We start from the raw sequence: 17,641 nt of genomic DNA on the forward strand, positions 1-17,641 counted from the left end.
AAGATGAGCAACCAATTTCATTCCTTGAAGGTGGCCTCGGTGGCGCGCAACACGCGTGATGCCGTGGTCGTGACCTTTGACCTGCCCGACACGCTGACCGACGAGTTCGCCTTCCTGCCGGGGCAGTACCTGACCCTGCGCACGCAGCTGAACGGCGAAGAGCTGCGCCGCTCGTACTCGATCTGTTCCGCGCCGCACGACAAGCTGCTGCGCGTGGCCATCAAGAAGGTCGACGAAGGCGCGTTCTCCAGCTGGGCCAACCATGAACTGCAACCCGGCCAGACGCTGGAAGTGATGGCGCCCGCCGGCAATTTCACGGTGGATTTCTCGCCCGAGAACCAGCGCCATTACGTGGCCTTCGCGGTGGGCAGCGGCATCACGCCGGTGTTCTCGCTGGTGAAAACCGCGCTGTCGATCGAGCCGCGCAGCAAGTTCACGCTGTTCTTTGGCAACCGTGCGTCGTCGGCCGTGCTGTTCCGCGAAGAAATCGAAGACCTGAAAAACCTGTACATGGAGCGCTTCTCGCTGGTCTACGTCATGAGCCGCGAGACGCAAGACATTGAACTGTTCAACGGCCGCCTGGACGGCGATAAGGTCGACCAGCTGATGTCGGCCTGGATGAGCCCCGAAGACATCGATTACGCTTTTGTCTGTGGTCCGCAAACCATGACAGAAAGCGTGGTCGAGCGGCTGCAAGCGCGCGGCATTCCCAAGGCGAACATCAAATTTGAACTGTTCGGCGCGCCCAAGGGGCCGCGCGCACTGCGTACCGGCCACGACGCCCCGCAGGCGCCCGGCAAGGGCCAGTGCGAGGTGACCGTGGTGCAAGACGGCCACAGCCGCATGTTCGTGATTGATAAGAATAAAGACAGCGTGCTGGACTCGGCGCTGGCGCAGGGAATCGAGCTGCCCTATTCGTGCAAGGGCGGCGTGTGTTCCACCTGCCGCTGCAAGGTCATCGAAGGCGAAGTGGACATGGATGCCAACTTCGCCCTGGAAGACTACGAAGTGGCGCGCGGTTTCGTACTGAGCTGCCAGAGCTTTCCGGTCAGCGACCGCCTGGTCATCGACTTCGACCAGGAAACCTGACGCGGCCCGTGCCGGTCAGACACCCCTAATTCATTGGAGAGACAAGCGTGTCCCAAAAATTCTTCGAGCGTCACCAGCCCGTGCTGGAACAATCCCTGGCGGCTGCCGCGCTGCGTGGCTACTGGAGCCCGTTTGCCGAATCGCCCAGCCCGCGCAACTATGGCGAAACCGCCAACGACGACGGCCGCGCCGCCTTCGAAGCCCTTAAGGGCAAACCGTTTCCCCTGAACCTGCACGACGCCGACGGCACGGTGGGCGGCGAGAAGTCGCCCTACGGTTTCGACCTAGGCATTACGTACCCGCATGTGCCGGTCGACAAGCTGATCGGCGCGTCCAAGCGCGCGCTGGAAGATTGGCGCCGTGCCGGTCCGCAAGCCTGGGTGGGCGTGTCGCTGGAAATCCTGGCGCGCTTGAACAAGCTGAGTTTTGAAATTGCCTACGCCGTGCAGCACACCACCGGCCAGGGCTTCATGATGGCCTTCCAGGCCGGCGGCCCGCACGCGCAAGACCGCGGCTTTGAAGCCGTGACGTACGCCTGGCAGGAAATGTCGCGTATCCCGGGCGTGGCGATGTGGGAAAAGCCGCAAGGCAAAAATGACCCCATCCGCATGGAAAAGCAGTTCACCGTGGTGCCGCGTGGCGTGGCGCTGGTGATCGGCTGCTCGACCTTCCCAACGTGGAACGGCTACCCCGGCATGTTCGCCAGCCTGGCCACGGGCAACACCGTTATCGTCAAGCCGCACCCGGGCGCGATTCTGCCGCTGGCCATCACCGTGAAGGTCGCGCGCGAAGTGCTGCAAGAAGCCGGCTTTGATCCCGATGTGGTGTTGTTGGCCGCGCACGAAGCCGGCGACGACACGGCGCAGAAGCTGGCGCTGGACCCGGCCGTCAAGATCGTGGACTTTACCGGCAGCACCGCCAACGGCAACTGGCTGGAAGACAACGCCCGCCAGGCGCTGGTCTACACCGAGAAGGCCGGCGTCAACCAGGTCATCATCGATTCCACCGACGACCTGAAGGGCGTGGCGCGCAACCTGGCGTTCTCGCTGGCGTTGTACTCGGGCCAGATGTGCACGGCGCCGCAAAACATCTACGTGCCGCGCGACGGCATCAACACGCCGGAAGGCCGCGTCAGTTTTGACGACGTCGCGGCTGCCCTGGGCGTGGCGCTGGAGAAGCTGGGCGCCGACGCCGCCCGCGCCGTGGAATTGACGGGCGCCATCCAGAATGACGGCATCGTCGAACGCATCGAGAAGGCCCGCGCGCTGGGCCTGCCGGTGGTGGCGGACAGCAAGGCGCTGACGCACCCGCAGTTTGAAAACGCCCGCGTGCGCACGCCGCTGCTGCTGCGTACGGAAGCCGGCAACGCCGCCATCAGCCAGGAATGGTTTGGCCCGATCGCCTTCGTGGTGGCTACGGATTCCACCGCCCACAGCGTTCAGCTGGCGCGTGACAGCGTCATTCAGCACGGTGCGCTGTCGCTGTCCGCCTACACCACCGACCCGCAAGTGGCCGACCAGGTGCAGGACGCGGCCGAAGTGTCCGGCGTGTCGCTGTCGCTGAACCTGACGGGCGCGGTGTTCGTCAACCAGACCGCGGCCTTCAGCGACTTCCACGGCACCGGCGCCAACCCGGCGGCCAACGCCGCGCTGTCCGACACCGCCTTCGTGTCCAACCGCTTCCGCGTGGTGCAAACCCGCCGTCACGTCTAAGCAGGGCGACGCTTATGAGCTATCAGGATATTCAATTTGATTTGTCGGGCGGCATCGCCCGACTGACGCTGAACCGCCCGGACAAGCTGAACAGCTTCACCGCGAACATGCACGCCGAAGTGGCCGACGCGTTGACGCGCGTGGAAACCGAAGGCGCGCGCGTGTTGGTGCTGACCGGTGCAGGGCGGGGCTTTTGCGCAGGGCAAGACTTAAGCGAGCGCAAGCCCGCCGAAGACGGTACGCCGCCCGATCTGGGCGAAACCGTCGACAAGTTCTACGCGCCGCTGGTGCGCCGCTTGAACGCCTTGCCGATGCCGGTTGTGGTCGGCGTGAACGGCGTGGCGGCGGGGGCGGGCGCCAACCTGGCGTTCGCGGGCGACATCGTTATCGCCAAGGCGTCGGCCAATTTCATTCAGTCGTTCTGCCGCCTGGGCTTGATCCCCGACACCGGCGGCACGTTCGCGCTGCCGCGACTGGTGGGCCGCGCGCGCGCCATGGGCCTGGCGATGCTGGGCGACAAGCTCAGCGCCAAGCAGGCCGAGGAATGGGGCCTGATCTGGCAGTGCGTGGCGGACGAAGAATTCGACGCCACCCTGGAACGCTTGGCGCAGCACTTTTCCACGGCACCCACCAAGGGTCTGGCATACACCAAGCGGGCCATGCAGGCCAGCCTAGGCAATGATCTGTCGACGCAGCTGGATCTGGAACGCGACATGATGCGCGAACTGGGCCGTAGCGCCGACTACGCCGAAGGCGTGGCCGCGTTCCTGGGCAAGCGCGAACCGCAATTCAAGGGGCAATGATGACCGTGCACGTTCCCCCCATTGAAGCGCCCAGCGATCCGCAGGAATTGGCGCAGGCCGTTGGCACCGTGATGTACGCGGGCGACGCAGCCTCGCAAGGCCTGGACATGAAGGTCGAGGAAATGGCGCCCGGCTATGCGCGGCTGACGATGCGCGTGCGCGGCGACATGCTGAACGGCCACAAGACCTGCCACGGCGGCTTTATCTTTGCGCTGGCCGACAGCGCGTTCGCGTTCTCGTGCAATTCCCGCAATGTCAGCACCGTGGCGTCGGGCTGCACCATTGATTACCTGGCGCCGGGTTTCGAAGGCGACTTGCTGACGGCAGTGGCGCAAGAGCGCTCGCTGGCCGGCCGCACGGGCGTGTACGACGTTACCGTTACCAACCAGGACGGCCGCAATGTCGCCCTGTTTCGCGGGCGGTCCTATCGCATCAAGGGCCAGATCGTGGGGGTTCCCGCCGAAGGCTGAGGATGACGGTCCAACGCCACTAGAACATTCGTCATCCAACAAAGATAGAACCCGCGCGCCGAGCGGACCGGCGTAAAGAGAAATTCAGGAGAGAGATAACCATGTCCAACACCATGAGCAAGCCGGGGCTGGACCCCATCGAGCATGCCAGCCAGGACGAGCTGCGCGCGCTGCAGCTCGAGCGCCTCAAGTGGTCGCTCAAGCATGCGTACGACAATGTTGCGCATTACAAGAAGGCGTTCGACGAAGCGGGCGTGCATCCCGACGACCTGAAGCAGCTGTCCGATATTTCGAAGTTTCCTTTCACGACCAAGAAGGAACTGCGCGACAACTATCCGTTCGGCATGTTTGCCGTGCCGCGCGAGCGTATTTCGCGCGTTCACGCGTCCAGCGGCACCACGGGAAAACCGACGGTGGTGGGCTACACCAAGGGCGACCTGGACAACTGGGCGAACCTGGTGGCGCGCTCGATCCGCGCGGCCGGCGGCAAGCCGGGCGACACGGTGCACATCGCCTATGGCTATGGCCTGTTCACCGGCGGGCTGGGCGCGCATTACGGCGCCGAGCGCCTGGGTTGCACGGTCATCCCGATGTCGGGCGGGCAAACCGAAAAGCAGGTGCAGTTGATCAACGATTTCCGTCCGGACATCATCATGGTCACGCCCTCCTATTTCTGCAATATTCTCGAAGAACAGCGCCGCCAGGGCATTGATCCGCGTCAAAGCTCGCTGCGTATCGGCATCTTCGGCGCCGAGCCGTGGACGGGCCAGATGCGTGCCGATATCGAGGCCGAAGCCGGTATCGATGCGGTGGATATCTACGGCTTGTCGGAAGTGATGGGCCCGGGCGTGGCCAGCGAGTGCGTGGAAACCAAAGACGGCCCGGTCGTCTGGGAAGACCACTTCTACGCCGAGATCATCAATCCGGACACCGGCGAACCGGTGGCCGATGGCGAGGCCGGCGAATTGGTGTTCACGTCGCTGACCAAAGAGGCGATGCCGATCATCCGCTACCGCACTCGCGACCTGACTCGTCTGTTGCCGCCCACGGCGCGCAGCATGCGCCGCATCGGCAAGATCACCGGCCGCAGCGACGACATGTTGATCGTGCGGGGCGTGAACATGTTCCCGACGCAAGTGGAAGAACTGGTGCTGAAGATCGCCCAGCTGGCGCCGCATTATCAGCTGGTCCTGTCGCGTACCGGCAATATGGACGAGCTTGAAATCCTGACCGAAGTGCGCGCCGAGTTCTCGGGGCTGTCGGAGGCCGAACGCAATAACCTGGGCAAGCAGTTGCAGCATGCCGTGAAGACGCACATCGGCGTCAGCGCGCGCATCCAGGTGTCGGACGCCGGCCATGTGGAACGCACGCTGACCGGCAAGGCGCGCCGCGTGATCGACAAGCGACCGAAGGTGGTTTGATCGAGGCTGTCTGATCCGGTTGTTTCCGGTTTCAGCCGTCAATCACAAAAAAAGCAGCCGTTCGGCTGCTTTTTTTATTTCCGTAACCCCCGCGGAAAGGCGCCGGGGGAGGGCGCCAGGGCAGGGCCGTGTTGGCTACCGCCCCACGGCCAACGTGCGAACGATGCGGCGGTACCAGATGTGCAGCAGGATGGCGGACAGCGCCAAGCCCACCATTGCCATCAACCACATGCTGCCCGCGCCTTCGGGTGAGCCGGGCAGCAACGCGTTGCGGACGCCGTCCAGGCCACCCCGGCCGGGGCCAAAGCCGAACCACCAGCCGCCGACCAGCCCCACGCCCGCCAGCGCCACCACCTGCAACAGCAGCGGCACCACCGCAACCTTGTAGGCGCGCAGCAGGTAAGAGTTGATGCATTGCATGGAATCGAACAGGTGAAACAGCGGCAACACCGCCAGCAGCGTCGTTGCCACGGCAGCCACGCCGATGTCGTCCGTGTATGCGGCAAGGATCAGGGGCCGGCCCACCAACAGCACGGCGGCGGTCAACAATGCGCCGATCAGGCCCAGCGCCAGCCCGGCCATGCCGGTGCGATGCGCGTGCGCAAGATTGCCCGCGCCGATGGCCTGCGCGGTCAGCGCCGCGGTGGCCACGCCCAGCGCCATGGGCATCATGTAGCACAGGGCCGCCAGGTTCGACATGATCTGGTGTCCGCCCGTGACATACGTGCCTTCGCGCGCCACCAGCAGGGCCATGAAGGTAAAGGCCGACACCTCGACCAGGTACGAGCCGCCCATGGGGATGCCCAGGCGCAGCAGTTCCTTCAACGTCTTCCAGTCGGGCTTGCCCACGCGCAGATTGAAGCGGCGATAGAAGCGATCGTGCGTAATGACCCAGAGGCCCAGGCCGAGGCTCATCCACGACACCACGGCGGTTGCCAGCCCCGCGCCGGTGGCGCCCATCGCGGGCAGGCCCAGGTTGCCGTAGATGAACAGCCAGTTGAAAAATGCCTTGAATGCAATAGCGGACAGGTTGATTGCCATGACCAGCTTTGGCCGTGACACCGAGGTGCCCAGCGCGTAGATGGTGCGAAACACCAGCGCCGCCGGCAGGGCCAGCACCAAAGCCTGCAAGTAGGACCCGATCCGTTCGCGCACGCCCGGCGCCACGTCGCCCGACATCGACAACCACACGTCCGGGAACAGCATCAGCACCGCGCCCACCACGGACAAGCCCAGCGCCAGCCAGACGCCCTGGCCCCAGCTGCGGCCGACTTCGTCGTTGTTGCCGGCGCCGAAATGCTGCGCAAGGATGGGGATGAGCGCATGTACCACGCCCATCAGGCCAACGAAAACGGTGATGTAGATAGAGGCGGACAAGGCCATCGCGGCCAGGTCGCTGGCGCTGGAGTGGCCTGTCATGGCGGTGTCCAGCACGCCGAACGAAATACCGGCCCACTGGCTGATCAGCACCGGCCACGCTTGTTTGGCGATGCCGCGCACAGTGGCGCCGAAGGATATCGGCGCCGCGTTGACGGAATTCATCGGTTCGGGCCGACTCGCAGCAGTCGGAACACTTCCTGGCGATCGGCGCGGCGGCCGCCCTGCCACAACACGTCGGCCCCGTCGCTATAAGCGGCAGTGTTGTCGCGCAGGCTCTGGTTGTTGGTCTGTTGCAGGATCAGCGTGCACTTCGCGTCGAACGTGAAGGTCAGATTGTCGAAGATCAGGAACGATGCGCGCTGGCCGCTGCCCAGGCTCAAGCCACGTACGCATTCGCCGGGTCGCGCATGTTGCGCCAGTGCCTGCGCCAGTTGGCCCGATACCGTGCGATAGCTGCGCGCGTAGTCCACGGCGGGTTGCCACAGCAGCACAAGCAGAATCCACGTTACGGTCAGGCCGCCGGCGGACAGCACCGTGCCGCGCCACAGCGCTTGCGGGCGTACGCGCAGGCGCCACACCACCAGCGCAATCCAGGCCACGGTAAAGATCACCGCCAGCGTGAAGGCGCCCCACGAAATGACGGGCTCGTAGCCGGTGGTCTGGCGGGCGATGTTGCGGGAAATCTGCGCCGGCCAATTGAAGTGCAGGGCCACCCAGCCGAGCCACGCGGTGGCGGCCGTCAGCGAAAAACACATGACGGCAAACCAGTCCAGCGTATTGACCACGCCACGGCGCAGCGTGGGTAACGAGAACGCGCCCAGCACGGCGCAGGGTACGGCCAGCATCACGTATTCGGAGTCGGACGCCTCTTCCAGTACGAACAGCACCAGTGCCGCGCAGACCAGCAGCATCAACGGCAGCCAGATGTGCGGGGCGTAGATCCATTCGCGCCAGCGCCAGACCGCCAGCAAGGCCAGCGGCCATGTCGGCCACAAGTACCAAGGCAGGTCGCGCAGCGTGCGGCCCATGTCGTGCCAGGTCGGTAGGGCGAATGACGTCAGGTTCCAGGTCTTCCAGTTGCGGATCCAATACTGGCTGCTTTCGCTGGCCGGGATCCACCACGCCAGGATCAGCGCTACCGTCACCAGCACCGCCCACGGCAGCCAGCGCTTGCACTTCCACAATTGGCTGCGCGGATAGAACGCCAGCAGTGCGCCGATCATGATGGGAACCGCGCCCACCCAACCGCGCGTAAGAAAGCTTGCGGCCAGCGCGATGCCCAGCGTGGTGGTGCCGGTAACCGGCCGGTCGACGCTGCGCGCCAACGAATAAAAGGCCAGCGCCTGGCAGGCCATGATGGCGGGTACGACTGTGGTTTCGTGCGTGCGCTGAAGGATGCCCACGGTGGCCAGCAGCAGCAGCAGCGCGGCGTCGGCCAGCATGCGTCCGTAGTCGCGCGGTTCGGGTTCGCCGCCGAAGGGCAGCGCAAGTGGCTGGGCTTCGCTACGGCGGCCCAGCAGGTAGGTGCCGTACCAGACACTGGAGGCCGTGATGCCGAACCACAGCAGATTCGGCAGGCGGCCGGCGGTGATGTCGCCGATAAACGGGCCGAACAACCAGATGCAGATCGCGCCCACCCAGGTGATCAGCGGGCCTTCTTCGGCATGAGCCAGCAGCCCGACCTGGGGCAGCAGCCACGTGATGCCGCCTTCCCGGATGGCGGTGATCATCGTCGCCAGGCCAACCGCATCGTCCGTTTTCCACGGGTCGCGCATGAACAGGCCGGCCACGATATAGGCCAGCGCCAGGCCCAGCAGGATCAACCTGGGAAGCTTCGCGGTTGCCACGGACGTGAGCCGGGCAGGAGTGGAAAAAGAAAGTGGGGACACGGGCGTTAATGTAACCGAGGGATCAGGTTGCGCCAGCCCCTGGCTTGCAAAAAGCAGGCAAGGGAGGAAAAAAAAGCAGCCCGGAGGCTGCCTTTTTGCTGTGACTCCCGTAGGAGCAACAGGATCAGGAAGCGGACTTGACCGTGCCGGCGGTACGGGCGAAGCGGGCGCGGAACTTTTCCACACGGCCGGTTTCGACGATACGCGTTTGGGCGCCCGTATAGAACGGGTGCGATTCGGAGGTCACGTCGCACTTGAAGAGCGGGTACGTCTTGCCGTCGATTTCGACGGTTTCGCGCGTGTGCACGGTCGAACGGGTGATGAACTTGTTACCCGTTTGCAGGTCGGCGAAGACGACTTCGCGGTATTCGGGGTGAATGCCTTCTTTCATGGTGCTTATCCTAGGACCCGCCAAGGGGTCTTTCAAGTTGTAGGGTCGCCAGCCAGGACGCGTTATGCCGTTCACAGTAGAACGCCCACGCAAGGATTCCAGCCACGTATCCAAAAAGTAACCCCAAATTCTAGCACGGGTTTTTCCCGGTAGACCAGGGCGGGCAGGCCGGAATCGGCAGCCCGCCACCGGGCGCAAAAGGGGACGGGCCTTTACAGTTCCGTGCGCAGTTTCCAGATCTCGGGGAACAGGACGACATCCAGCATCCGCCGCAGGTAATCCACGCCCGACGTGCCGCCGGTGCCGCGCTTGAAGCCGATGACGCGCTCAACCGTTGTGACGTGGCGGAATCGCCACAGTCGGAACGCGTCTTCCAGATCGGTCAGTTTTTCGCCCAGCTGATACAGGTCCCAATAGCGATCGGTGTCGCGGTACACCGTCAACCATGCGGCTTCCACGCCTTCCGACGATTCATAGGGCTGGGTCCAGTCACGTTCCAGGCGGTCCGCCGGCACGGCGATGCCATGGCGCGCCAATAGCCGCAGGGACTCGTCATACAGCGAGGGCGCGTCGTACGCGCTGCGCACCTGGGCCAGCAGGTCTTCGCGGTGCGCATGCGGTTTCAGCATGGCCGCATTCTTGTTGCCCAGCAGGAATTCGATCTGGCGGTACTGGTAGCTCTGGAATCCGCTGGAGCGCGCCAGGTACGGCCGCAGCGCCGAATATTCGGGCGGCGTCATCGTGGCCAGCACATCCCAGGCATGAACCAGCTGCTCCATGATCTTGCTGACTCTCGCCAGCATCTTGAAGGCCGGTTGCAGCCGGTCGGCCGCCACGGCGGCGATGGCTGCGCGCAACTCATGCAGCATCAGCTTCATCCAGAGTTCGCTGGTTTGGTGCTGGATGATAAAGAGCATCTCGTTGTGCTCGGGCGACAGCGGATGCTGCGCGCCCAGCACCTGATCCAGATGCAGGTAGTCGCCGTAGGTCATGTCGCGCGTGAAATCGAGCTGCGCTTTTTCCTGGTGGACGATGTCTTCGGGGCGGTGCGGGCAGCTCATGCTTGGCCTCCGTGGCAGGGCGGGGCAGCGCGGCGGGCCGAGGCGGGCAATGCGCGCCAGCCCGGCGCGCAGGAACGGGCGCGCGCAAGCGCGACGGCGTGATCTGGGGAGAGGTTCATGGTCGTGCGTCTTTCAAGGCGGGCGGCCCGTATAAGGTGGCCGCCCGAAAGCCAGCGGACCAGCCTACAGTTCGCGCAATACGGCGCGTACCGGGCTGGCATCGGCCTGGACCAGCGCCAACGGCAGGGCGATCAATTCGTAATCGCCTTCGGGCACATCATCGAGAACCAGGTTTTCCAGTACCCGCATGTCGTGCCGCAAGATCGTATGGTGGCTGTCCAGGGTCTTGCTGGACGCGGGGTCGATGCTGGCGGTATCCAACCCGATCAGCATGACGCCGCGTTCGGCCAGCCATTCGATGGTTTGGGGGGCGTAGGCCGAAAAATCGTCCGTCCACCAATCTTGCGCCGCATGCTTGGCAGTGCGCACGAGCACGCGCGGCGGCAGGTTCAGCGCTGCGTGCGCCAGGTGGTCCGTGGTGATCAACGGGCCGCAATCAATGGCGTGGATGACGCGGCAAGGACCCAGAAATGGTTCCAGCGAGACCGCGCCGATGGCGGCAGCGCCGTTCTGATAGTGCAGGGGGGCGTCGGCATGGGCGCCGATGTGCGGCGACAGCGTGATTTCACTGACGTTGACCGGACAGCCGGGCGTCAGCGACCACTTCCATTGCTGGCGGTACGGCGTGTCGCCGGGGAAAACCGGTGACGCCGTGGAGACGGGCGGGGAAATGTCCCACAAGCGTTTCATCAGAAGCGTTTTCGTGTCGGCCGGAATGTTCCGGCGAATGGTCCAGCGGGTGTTCTAGCGAATGGTTCAGCAAATGTTCCAGCGCGAATAGGTTAAAGCCTAAAGCAATTCCGCTCGGCAGTCTAACGAAATCCGGCGGCTTGGGGCGTGCCGACAAGCACCCTGCCGCCCGCTACAGCCCGCCCAGTTCCGCCATGGATATGACCGACGCGCCGGCCACGATCAGGTGGTCGACCAGTTTAACGTCCACGAGGGCCAGCGCCTGTTTCAGCTGTTGCGTGAAGCCCCGATCCGCCGCGCTGGGCTCGGCCATGCCAGAAGGGTGGTTATGCGCCACGATCAGGGCCGCCGCGTGGTGGCGCAGGGCCTCGCGCACGACCTCGCGGGGGTAAACCGATGCCTGCGACAGTGTTCCGCGCGCCAGTTCGCCCGTGGCGATCACCCGTAGCTGGTTGTCCAGGTAGAGGGCAATGCAGTGTTCCACCCGCCGATGGCCCAGCGCCGTCAGGCAATATTGCTTTACCTGGGCGGGATGGCGCACAGAATGGGGCCGGGTCAGGTCTTCTTCGACGGCGCGGCGCGCCAGCTCCAGCAGGGCGGCCAGGGTGCAGGATTTGGCGGCGCCCAGCCCCGGAACGGCCATGAGTTCCTCGGGTGTGGCCCCCAAAAGGCCGCGCAGGCCGGAAAAACGCTCAAGCAGCCGGTTGGACAGATCCACCACATTGGTGCCCGGAATCCCCGTGCGCAGCCCCAGCGCCAGCAGCTCAGCGTCCTGGAGCGCTGCTGCGCCATGGCGTAGCAGCCGCTCTCGGGGACGCTCGTGTTTTGCCAGCCGGACAGACAATTTCATATAAGGCTCTAAAATCAGGGTTTATCCAATATCCATACGGTGGCAGATCTTGAGCATCGCCTCTAACGAAGTGAACGTTTTTGTCCGTCCGGATTCCTACCTGACGCTGCATTACCGAATCACGCTTGCGTCCGGTCCTGGCAAGGACTCTGTGTTCACGAATACTTTCGACGGCCGTCCCGGCACGCTGCAAATGGGCAGCGGCCAGTGGGCGCCTGGCCTGGAAGCCGCGCTGATCGGCCATGCCGAAGGCGAGAAATTCAGCGTCACCCTGGAACCCGCCGACGCCTACGGCGACCGCAACCCCGAACTGATCCAGCGCGTCACGCGGGCGATGCTTGCCGAGCACGCGGGCGCCGACGCCACGTTCGAGCCGGGCGACCTGGTCGAGTTCACCGCCCCCAACGGCGGCCGCTACTCGGGCGTGCTGAAAGAAATCAACGACGAGTCGGCGCTGTTCGACTTCAACCATCCGCTTGCGGGCGTCCGCTTGCAACTGGACGTGGCGCTGCTGGGAGTTCTCTGATGAGCAAGGCCGTTACCGCCTCCGACGCCGAAGTCCTGCTGGCGCAGCCGCGTGGCTTCTGTGCCGGTGTGGACCGCGCCATCGACATCGTCGAACGCGCGATCGAACTGCATGGCGCACCGATCTACGTGCGCCATGAAATCGTCCACAACCGCTATGTCGTGGAAGACCTGCGCGCCAAGGGCGCCGTCTTCATCGACGAACTGGACGATGCGCCCCCGGGCGCCATCGTCGTGTTCTCGGCCCATGGCGTGTCCAAGGCGGTGCGGGCCGAGGCCGAGGCTCGCGGCTTGCAGGTGTTTGACGCCACCTGCCCGCTGGTCACCAAGGTGCACATTGAAGTGGCCCGCATGCGCGCGGCCGGCCGCGAGATCATCATGATCGGCCACAAGGGGCATCCTGAAGTCGAAGGCACGCTGGGCCAGGCGCAAGGCGGCATGTACCTGGTCGAAACCGTGGAAGACGTGGCGGGCCTGCAAGTCAGCGACCCGGAAAACCTGGCTTTCGTGACGCAGACGACGCTGTCCGTGGATGACGCGGCGGCGGTGTCGCAAGCGCTGAAGGCGCGTTTTCCCAGCATTGTCGAGCCCAAGAAAAGCGACATCTGCTACGCCACCCAGAACCGCCAGGATGCGGTCAAGGTGCTGGCGCCCGAGTGCGACCTGGTGCTGGTCGTGGGCAGCCCGAACAGTTCCAATTCCAACCGGCTGCGCGAAGTGGCCGAACGCAAGGGCGTGGCGTCCTACCTGATCGACGGCGCGCAATCCATTGACCCGGCCTGGTTGGTTGACCGCAAGCGCATCGGCGTGACGGCGGGAGCTTCGGCGCCTGAAATCCTGGTGCAGCAGGTCATCGACCGCGTCAAGGAATTGGGCGCCGTGTCTGTGCGCACCATGCCGGGCTTGGAAGAAAATGTGGCCTTTCCGTTGCCCAAGGGCTTGTCGCGCAAGTCCGCGCAGACGGAATCGCTGGAATAAGCAAGCGCCGCCCGCACGGCGGCACAGCGCCCAAAAAAACAAGGAGAAGACTTCATGCAGTTGTACAGCTACTTCCGCAGCTCGGCCGCGTATCGCGTGCGTATCGCCCTGAATCTGAAGGGCCTGACTTACGAATATTTGCCCGTACACCTGCTGAAGGACGGCGGCCAGCAACTGTCGGACGGCTATCGCAAGCTGAACCCGACGGCGCTGGTGCCGACCTTGATTGATGGCGATGCGGTGATCGGCCAGTCCCTGGCCATCATCGAATACCTGGAAGAAACGCATCCGCAGTCGCCGCTGTTGCCGGCCGACCCGATTGGACGCGCGCGCGTGCGCGATCTGGCACTGGGTATTGCCTGCGACACGCATCCGCTGAACAACCTGCGCGTGCTGAAGTACCTGAAGCACACGCTGGGCGTGGACGAAGCGGCAAAAACCGCTTGGTACAAGCATTGGGTGCATCAAGGCCTGGAAGCGCTGGAAGCCCAGCTGGCACGCTCAAGCGCCACGGGCCGTTTTTGTCATGGCGACACGCCCACCATCGCGGACCTGTGCCTGGTGCCGCAGGTGGCCAATGCGCAGCGTTTCGAGTGTGACCTTTCCGCGATGCCCAACGTGACGCGTATCGATGCCGCCTGCCGCGAGTTGCCGGCTTTCGCAAACGCCGCGCCGGGCAAGCAGCCCGACGCGGAATAAGGTAGCCGGCCGGCCGGCTGGCCGGCTGGCCGTCAGCCGATCTGCACCGGCACGAAGATCTTGTCTTCGCCGCGCTGAACCAGCAGGGCCACGGTCTTGCCGGCCTTGGACAGCGCTTCCTTGACCTGGCCGATGTTGTGCACCGGCACGCCGTTCAGCGACAGCAGCACGTCGCCCGGTTCGATGCCAGCCTTGGCGGCCGGGCCGGCAGAGCGCTCGATCAGCAACCCTTCGGTGCCCGAGGCCTGCTGCTCCTGCGGGCTCAGGGGGCGCAGGGCAAGGCCCAATTGACCGCGCTGCACGTCTTGATCGCCGGACGCCGACTGCGTCTTGTCCTTCGGAACGCCGCCCAAGGTAGCGACCAGTTCCTTCGGAGCACCGGCGCGCCAGACGTCCAGCTTGATCTTTTCGCCGGGCGAAGCCAACGTAATCATCGACGCCAGGTCGCCCGAGGACACGATGGTCCTGCCATTGATCTGGCGCACCACGTCACCCGGTTGCAAGCCCGCCTTGTCGGCGGCACTGCCCTTTTCGACGCTGGACACCAGCGCGCCGGACGGCGAATCCAACTTGAACGAATTGGCCAGATCCTGATTCACTTCCTGCACCGTCACGCCCAGGCGCGCATGCTGCACCTTGCCGTGTTCCAGGATCTGGTCCTTGATCTTATAGGCCACGTCGATGGGAATCGAGAACGACAGACCCTGGAAACCGCCGGTGCGGCTGTAGATCTGCGAGTTGATGCCCACGACTTCACCACGATCATTGAACAGCGGGCCACCCGAATTTCCCGGGTTGACCGCCACGTCCGTCTGGATGAAAGGCACCGACGTGTCATCGGGCAGCGAGCGGCCCTTGGCGCTGACGATGCCGGCCGTGGCCGTATTTTCCAGACCGTAGGGCGAGCCGATGGCCAGCACCCATTCGCCCACTTGCAGCTGGTTCACGTCACCCACCTTGACCACCGGCAGGTTCTTGGCGTCGATCTTGAGCACGGCCACATCGGTCTGCGGGTCCGCGCCCAGCACTTTCGCCTTGTACTCGCGGCGGTCGGTCAGTTTGACGGTGACTTCCTTGGCATCCTGCACGACGTGTGCGTTGGTCAGGATGATGCCGTCGGCGCTGATGATGAAGCCCGAACCTTCGCCGCGCATCGGAACTTCACGCGACGGCATGCGACCGCGCGAGCCCGGTATCTGGCCGAAAAACTGGGCAAAGGGGTCATCGTCGTCGGCGGATACCTTGCGCGTGCCGCTGACGCTGATGTTGACGACGGCCGGGCCAAAGTCACGCGTGATCTGCGCGAAGTTGGGCGGGCTGGAAGCATTGATGGATGGCGTTGCGGTGATGGCGGTCGGGGCGTTTGCCGCCATCGACACGCCGCCCGTCACGGCGGTTGCGCCGGCGCCGCCAATGGCGCCAGCGGCCAGCAGCGCCAGCACAAGGCGCGAGGGTTTCATTTGCGAGGTCTTCATGTCGGCTCCTGCGTTCATGTTTGAGGACATGGCGCTATCTTCGGGCCTGACACTTAGGCGAATCTTAAATCGGCGTAATCAACGCAAAATGGGAAATCGCACTCGCGCGCGCAGCCCTTGGCCACCGGGCGCGTCCTCAAGAATGATGTCGGCGCCATGGCGATCGGCGATGGCTCGCGCGATTGACAGGCCCAGTCCGCTGCCGTGCTGCGTGTTGCCTTCGGCGCGATAGAAGCGGTCGAAGACGCGCTCGCGTTCGGCGGGGGGAATGCCGGGGCCCTCGTCGTCGATGGTGAAAGACGCCTGGTCCGCTTCGGATTGCAGATGCAGCCGGATGCGGCCGCCTTCCGGGCTGTGCTTGATGGCGTTGTCCAGCAGGTTGCGAGCCAGCAAGGTGAGGGCGTCCCGATGGCCTTGTACGCGCGCTTCGCTGGCCCCGTCCATGTCGATGGCGATCGCCTTGGTATTGGCCTGTGCCAGCGTCTCGGACAGCGCCTGGCGCAGCACGTCGGCCAAGTCCACGGGGGCCGCGGGCGTGGGCTCCGACGCGCTTTCGTGGCGAGCCATGGACAACATCTGCTCCACCAGCCGGGTGGCGCGGTCAATGCCCGAGGCCAGGCGCTGTTCCGCGATTTTGCGGCCGTCGGCGTCGCCGGCCCGTTGCAGAGCCTGTAGCTGCAAGCGCAGTGCGGCCAGTGGCGAGCGCAGCTCGTGCGCCGCGTCGCCAACGAATTGTTTTTGCTGGGCGAAGGCGGTTCGCATGCGTTCCAGCAGCAGGTTCAATTCAAGAATCAACGGGCGGATCTCGTCGGGCAAGCCCTGCACGTTGACGGGCGACAGATCTTCGGGTTGCCGCGCCGCCACTTGGGCGCGAGCACGCTTGACGGGTCGCAGCGACCAACTGACGACGCACCACACCACCAGCATCAACAGGGGCGCCGCCGCCGCGATGGGTGCGATGGTTCGCAGCGCCAGCTCGCGCGCCATGTGCTTGCGCACGTTCATGTCCTGCGCCACCTGTATCACCTGAAACGGGGTGGCCAACGCGTACACGCGGTACGTGGTGCCTTCCATCTTGGCGTCGGAAAAACCCAGGACGATCTGATCCGGCAGGGGGCGGCGCGAACGGGAATTGAAAACGCGCAGGCCGTCGGGTGTCCAGATTTGAATGATCAGATCGTCTGCCATGGGCGTTGCGGCGCCCAGGCTTTGCGTGGGGCCGGTGCTGAGCAAGCCATCGCCCGTGCCCAGCGACAGCGCAGTGCGTTGCAGCAGCGAATCAAAGATGTCGTCGGCCTGGGCCAGCGTGCTGCGATACGCGATAACGCCTTGCGCCAACGCGCCGACTACGATGGCGGCCAGCAGAAAAAACAGCAGGCGGGCTCTCAGTGAGTAGCTAAGCCTGATGCTCATGTTTTGGGGATGACATAGCCGACGCCTCTGACGTTCTGGATCAGGTTCGGACCCAGTTTCTTGCGCAGGCCATGAATATAAACCTCAACCGCGTTGCTGCTGACGCTGTCTTTCCAGCTGTAGAGTTTTTCTTCCAGTTGAGCGCGCGAAAAGATCATGCCCGGGCGGGCGATCAGCGGTTCCAGAACGGCCCATTCGCGGGCGGTCAGCGCAACCGGCGTGCCGTCCACCATGGCGGCGTGCGATTGCGGGTCGATCGTGATGCCTTCATGTTCAAACACCGGTTCGGCGCGGCCGGCACTGCGGCGTATCAATGCCCGCATGCGCGCCAGCAGTTCGTCCACGTCGTATGGCTTGACGATGTAGTCGTCCGCGCCTGCGTCCAGGCCGGCAATGCGGTCGCTGACGGCGTCGCGGGCGGTGGCGATAAGGACAGGCGTGCGGTCCTTGCGGGCGCGTAGCTCGCGCAGCAAGGCCAAGCCGTCGCGCTTGGGCAGCCCCAGGTCCAGCAGGATGAGGTCGTAGGGGTCGGTACGCAGTGCCGATTCGGCAGCGCTGCCGTCCCGGACCCAGTCCACGGCGTAGTGTTCGGCGCGCAGGCAATCCAGCACGCTTTCACCAATCATGATGTCGTCTTCGACAAGGAGGATGCGCATGGTGGTCTTCGCTTGGCTG

Annotated in this window: 17 protein-coding genes; 8 read left to right on the forward strand and 9 right to left on the reverse strand. The window is 64.4% G+C overall.

Features of this window, described 5'->3' with window-relative positions; translation table 11 throughout:
• Positions 1 to 3 precede the first annotated feature (3 nt).
• The 5 genes from paaE to paaK all read left to right on the forward strand — a co-directional run bounded on the left by paaE (position 4) and on the right by paaK (position 5,495).
• Positions 4 to 1,089 carry a 1,2-phenylacetyl-CoA epoxidase subunit PaaE gene (gene paaE, locus DVB37_RS07005; protein WP_046802758.1) on the forward strand — a complete coding sequence of 362 codons (1,086 nt, stop codon included), beginning with the start codon at positions 4 to 6 and terminating at the stop codon, positions 1,087 to 1,089.
• A 47-nt stretch (positions 1,090 to 1,136) separates the two neighbouring features.
• Positions 1,137 to 2,801, forward strand: coding sequence for a phenylacetic acid degradation protein PaaN (gene paaN / locus DVB37_RS07010; RefSeq protein ID WP_104143163.1), 1,665 nt, complete (start codon positions 1,137 to 1,139; stop codon positions 2,799 to 2,801).
• A 14-nt stretch (positions 2,802 to 2,815) separates the two neighbouring features.
• Positions 2,816 to 3,604 carry a 2-(1,2-epoxy-1,2-dihydrophenyl)acetyl-CoA isomerase PaaG gene (paaG, locus tag DVB37_RS07015; RefSeq protein ID WP_046802760.1) on the forward strand — a complete coding sequence of 263 codons (789 nt, stop codon included), beginning with the start codon at positions 2,816 to 2,818 and terminating at the stop codon, positions 3,602 to 3,604.
• A complete protein-coding gene (paaI, locus tag DVB37_RS07020; RefSeq protein ID WP_046802881.1) occupies positions 3,604 to 4,074 on the forward strand; it encodes a hydroxyphenylacetyl-CoA thioesterase PaaI in 471 nt (156 codons plus the stop codon). Before paaG ends, paaI begins: the two co-directional genes overlap by 1 nt.
• Before the next feature lie 101 nt (positions 4,075 to 4,175).
• Entirely contained in the window at positions 4,176 to 5,495 is a 1,320-nt protein-coding gene (paaK, locus tag DVB37_RS07025) for a phenylacetate--CoA ligase PaaK (protein ID WP_104143165.1), read from the forward strand.
• Positions 5,496 to 5,630: 135 nt separating this feature from the next.
• Here the strand turns inward: paaK and DVB37_RS07030 are convergent, their stop codons facing one another.
• The 6 genes from DVB37_RS07030 to radC form a co-directional block, all read right to left on the reverse strand.
• Complete coding sequence (locus DVB37_RS07030; protein ID WP_104143167.1) at positions 5,631 to 7,037, reverse strand: MATE family efflux transporter; 1,407 nt, start codon at positions 7,035 to 7,037, stop codon at positions 5,631 to 5,633.
• Positions 7,034 to 8,764 (reverse strand): glycosyltransferase family 39 protein, encoded by a 1,731-nt coding sequence (locus tag DVB37_RS07035; protein ID WP_104143168.1) that lies wholly within the window; start codon positions 8,762 to 8,764, stop codon positions 7,034 to 7,036. The genes DVB37_RS07030 and DVB37_RS07035 overlap by 4 nt, the downstream gene beginning before the upstream one ends.
• A gap of 124 nt (positions 8,765 to 8,888) precedes the next feature.
• A complete protein-coding gene (locus tag DVB37_RS07040) occupies positions 8,889 to 9,155 on the reverse strand; it encodes a type B 50S ribosomal protein L31 (RefSeq protein ID WP_006218255.1) in 267 nt (88 codons plus the stop codon).
• A gap of 212 nt (positions 9,156 to 9,367) precedes the next feature.
• Positions 9,368 to 10,216, reverse strand: a complete 849-nt coding sequence (gene kynA, locus DVB37_RS07045; RefSeq protein WP_104143169.1) for a tryptophan 2,3-dioxygenase — start codon at positions 10,214 to 10,216, stop codon at positions 9,368 to 9,370.
• A gap of 183 nt (positions 10,217 to 10,399) precedes the next feature.
• A complete protein-coding gene (gene kynB / locus DVB37_RS07050; RefSeq protein WP_006218257.1) occupies positions 10,400 to 11,026 on the reverse strand; it encodes an arylformamidase in 627 nt (208 codons plus the stop codon).
• A gap of 172 nt (positions 11,027 to 11,198) precedes the next feature.
• Complete coding sequence (gene radC, locus DVB37_RS07055) at positions 11,199 to 11,876, reverse strand: DNA repair protein RadC (RefSeq protein WP_104143170.1); 678 nt, start codon at positions 11,874 to 11,876, stop codon at positions 11,199 to 11,201.
• Positions 11,877 to 11,925: 49 nt separating this feature from the next.
• Between radC and DVB37_RS07060 the strand changes: the two genes are divergently transcribed.
• Genes DVB37_RS07060 through maiA form a run of 3 tightly spaced genes read left to right on the forward strand, consistent with a single transcriptional unit; the run spans position 11,926 to position 14,078 of the window.
• Positions 11,926 to 12,402, forward strand: a complete 477-nt coding sequence (locus DVB37_RS07060; RefSeq protein WP_006218259.1) for a peptidylprolyl isomerase — start codon at positions 11,926 to 11,928, stop codon at positions 12,400 to 12,402.
• Positions 12,402 to 13,379, forward strand: a complete 978-nt coding sequence (gene ispH, locus DVB37_RS07065) for a 4-hydroxy-3-methylbut-2-enyl diphosphate reductase (RefSeq protein WP_046802766.1) — start codon at positions 12,402 to 12,404, stop codon at positions 13,377 to 13,379. Before DVB37_RS07060 ends, ispH begins: the two co-directional genes overlap by 1 nt.
• A gap of 54 nt (positions 13,380 to 13,433) precedes the next feature.
• Entirely contained in the window at positions 13,434 to 14,078 is a 645-nt protein-coding gene (gene maiA, locus DVB37_RS07070) for a maleylacetoacetate isomerase (RefSeq protein WP_120154450.1), read from the forward strand.
• Positions 14,079 to 14,110: 32 nt separating this feature from the next.
• Here the strand turns inward: maiA and DVB37_RS07075 are convergent, their stop codons facing one another.
• The 3 genes from DVB37_RS07075 to DVB37_RS07085 all read right to left on the reverse strand — a co-directional run bounded on the left by DVB37_RS07075 (position 14,111) and on the right by DVB37_RS07085 (position 17,622).
• The gene (locus tag DVB37_RS07075; RefSeq protein WP_120154452.1) at positions 14,111 to 15,553 is read right to left on the reverse strand and encodes a DegQ family serine endoprotease; all 1,443 of its coding nucleotides are present in this window, start codon (positions 15,551 to 15,553) and stop codon (positions 14,111 to 14,113) included.
• A gap of 78 nt (positions 15,554 to 15,631) precedes the next feature.
• Positions 15,632 to 16,966, reverse strand: a complete 1,335-nt coding sequence (locus DVB37_RS07080; RefSeq protein WP_104143173.1) for an ATP-binding protein — start codon at positions 16,964 to 16,966, stop codon at positions 15,632 to 15,634.
• Positions 16,963 to 17,622 carry a response regulator gene (locus DVB37_RS07085; RefSeq protein ID WP_046802770.1) on the reverse strand — a complete coding sequence of 220 codons (660 nt, stop codon included), beginning with the start codon at positions 17,620 to 17,622 and terminating at the stop codon, positions 16,963 to 16,965. The genes DVB37_RS07080 and DVB37_RS07085 overlap by 4 nt, the downstream gene beginning before the upstream one ends.
• Between the last annotated feature and the right edge of the window lie 19 nt (positions 17,623 to 17,641).

The sequence above is a fragment of the Achromobacter sp. B7 genome (assembly GCF_003600685.1).
In the GTDB taxonomy this organism is placed as follows: domain Bacteria; phylum Pseudomonadota; class Gammaproteobacteria; order Burkholderiales; family Burkholderiaceae_B; genus Achromobacter; species Achromobacter spanius_B.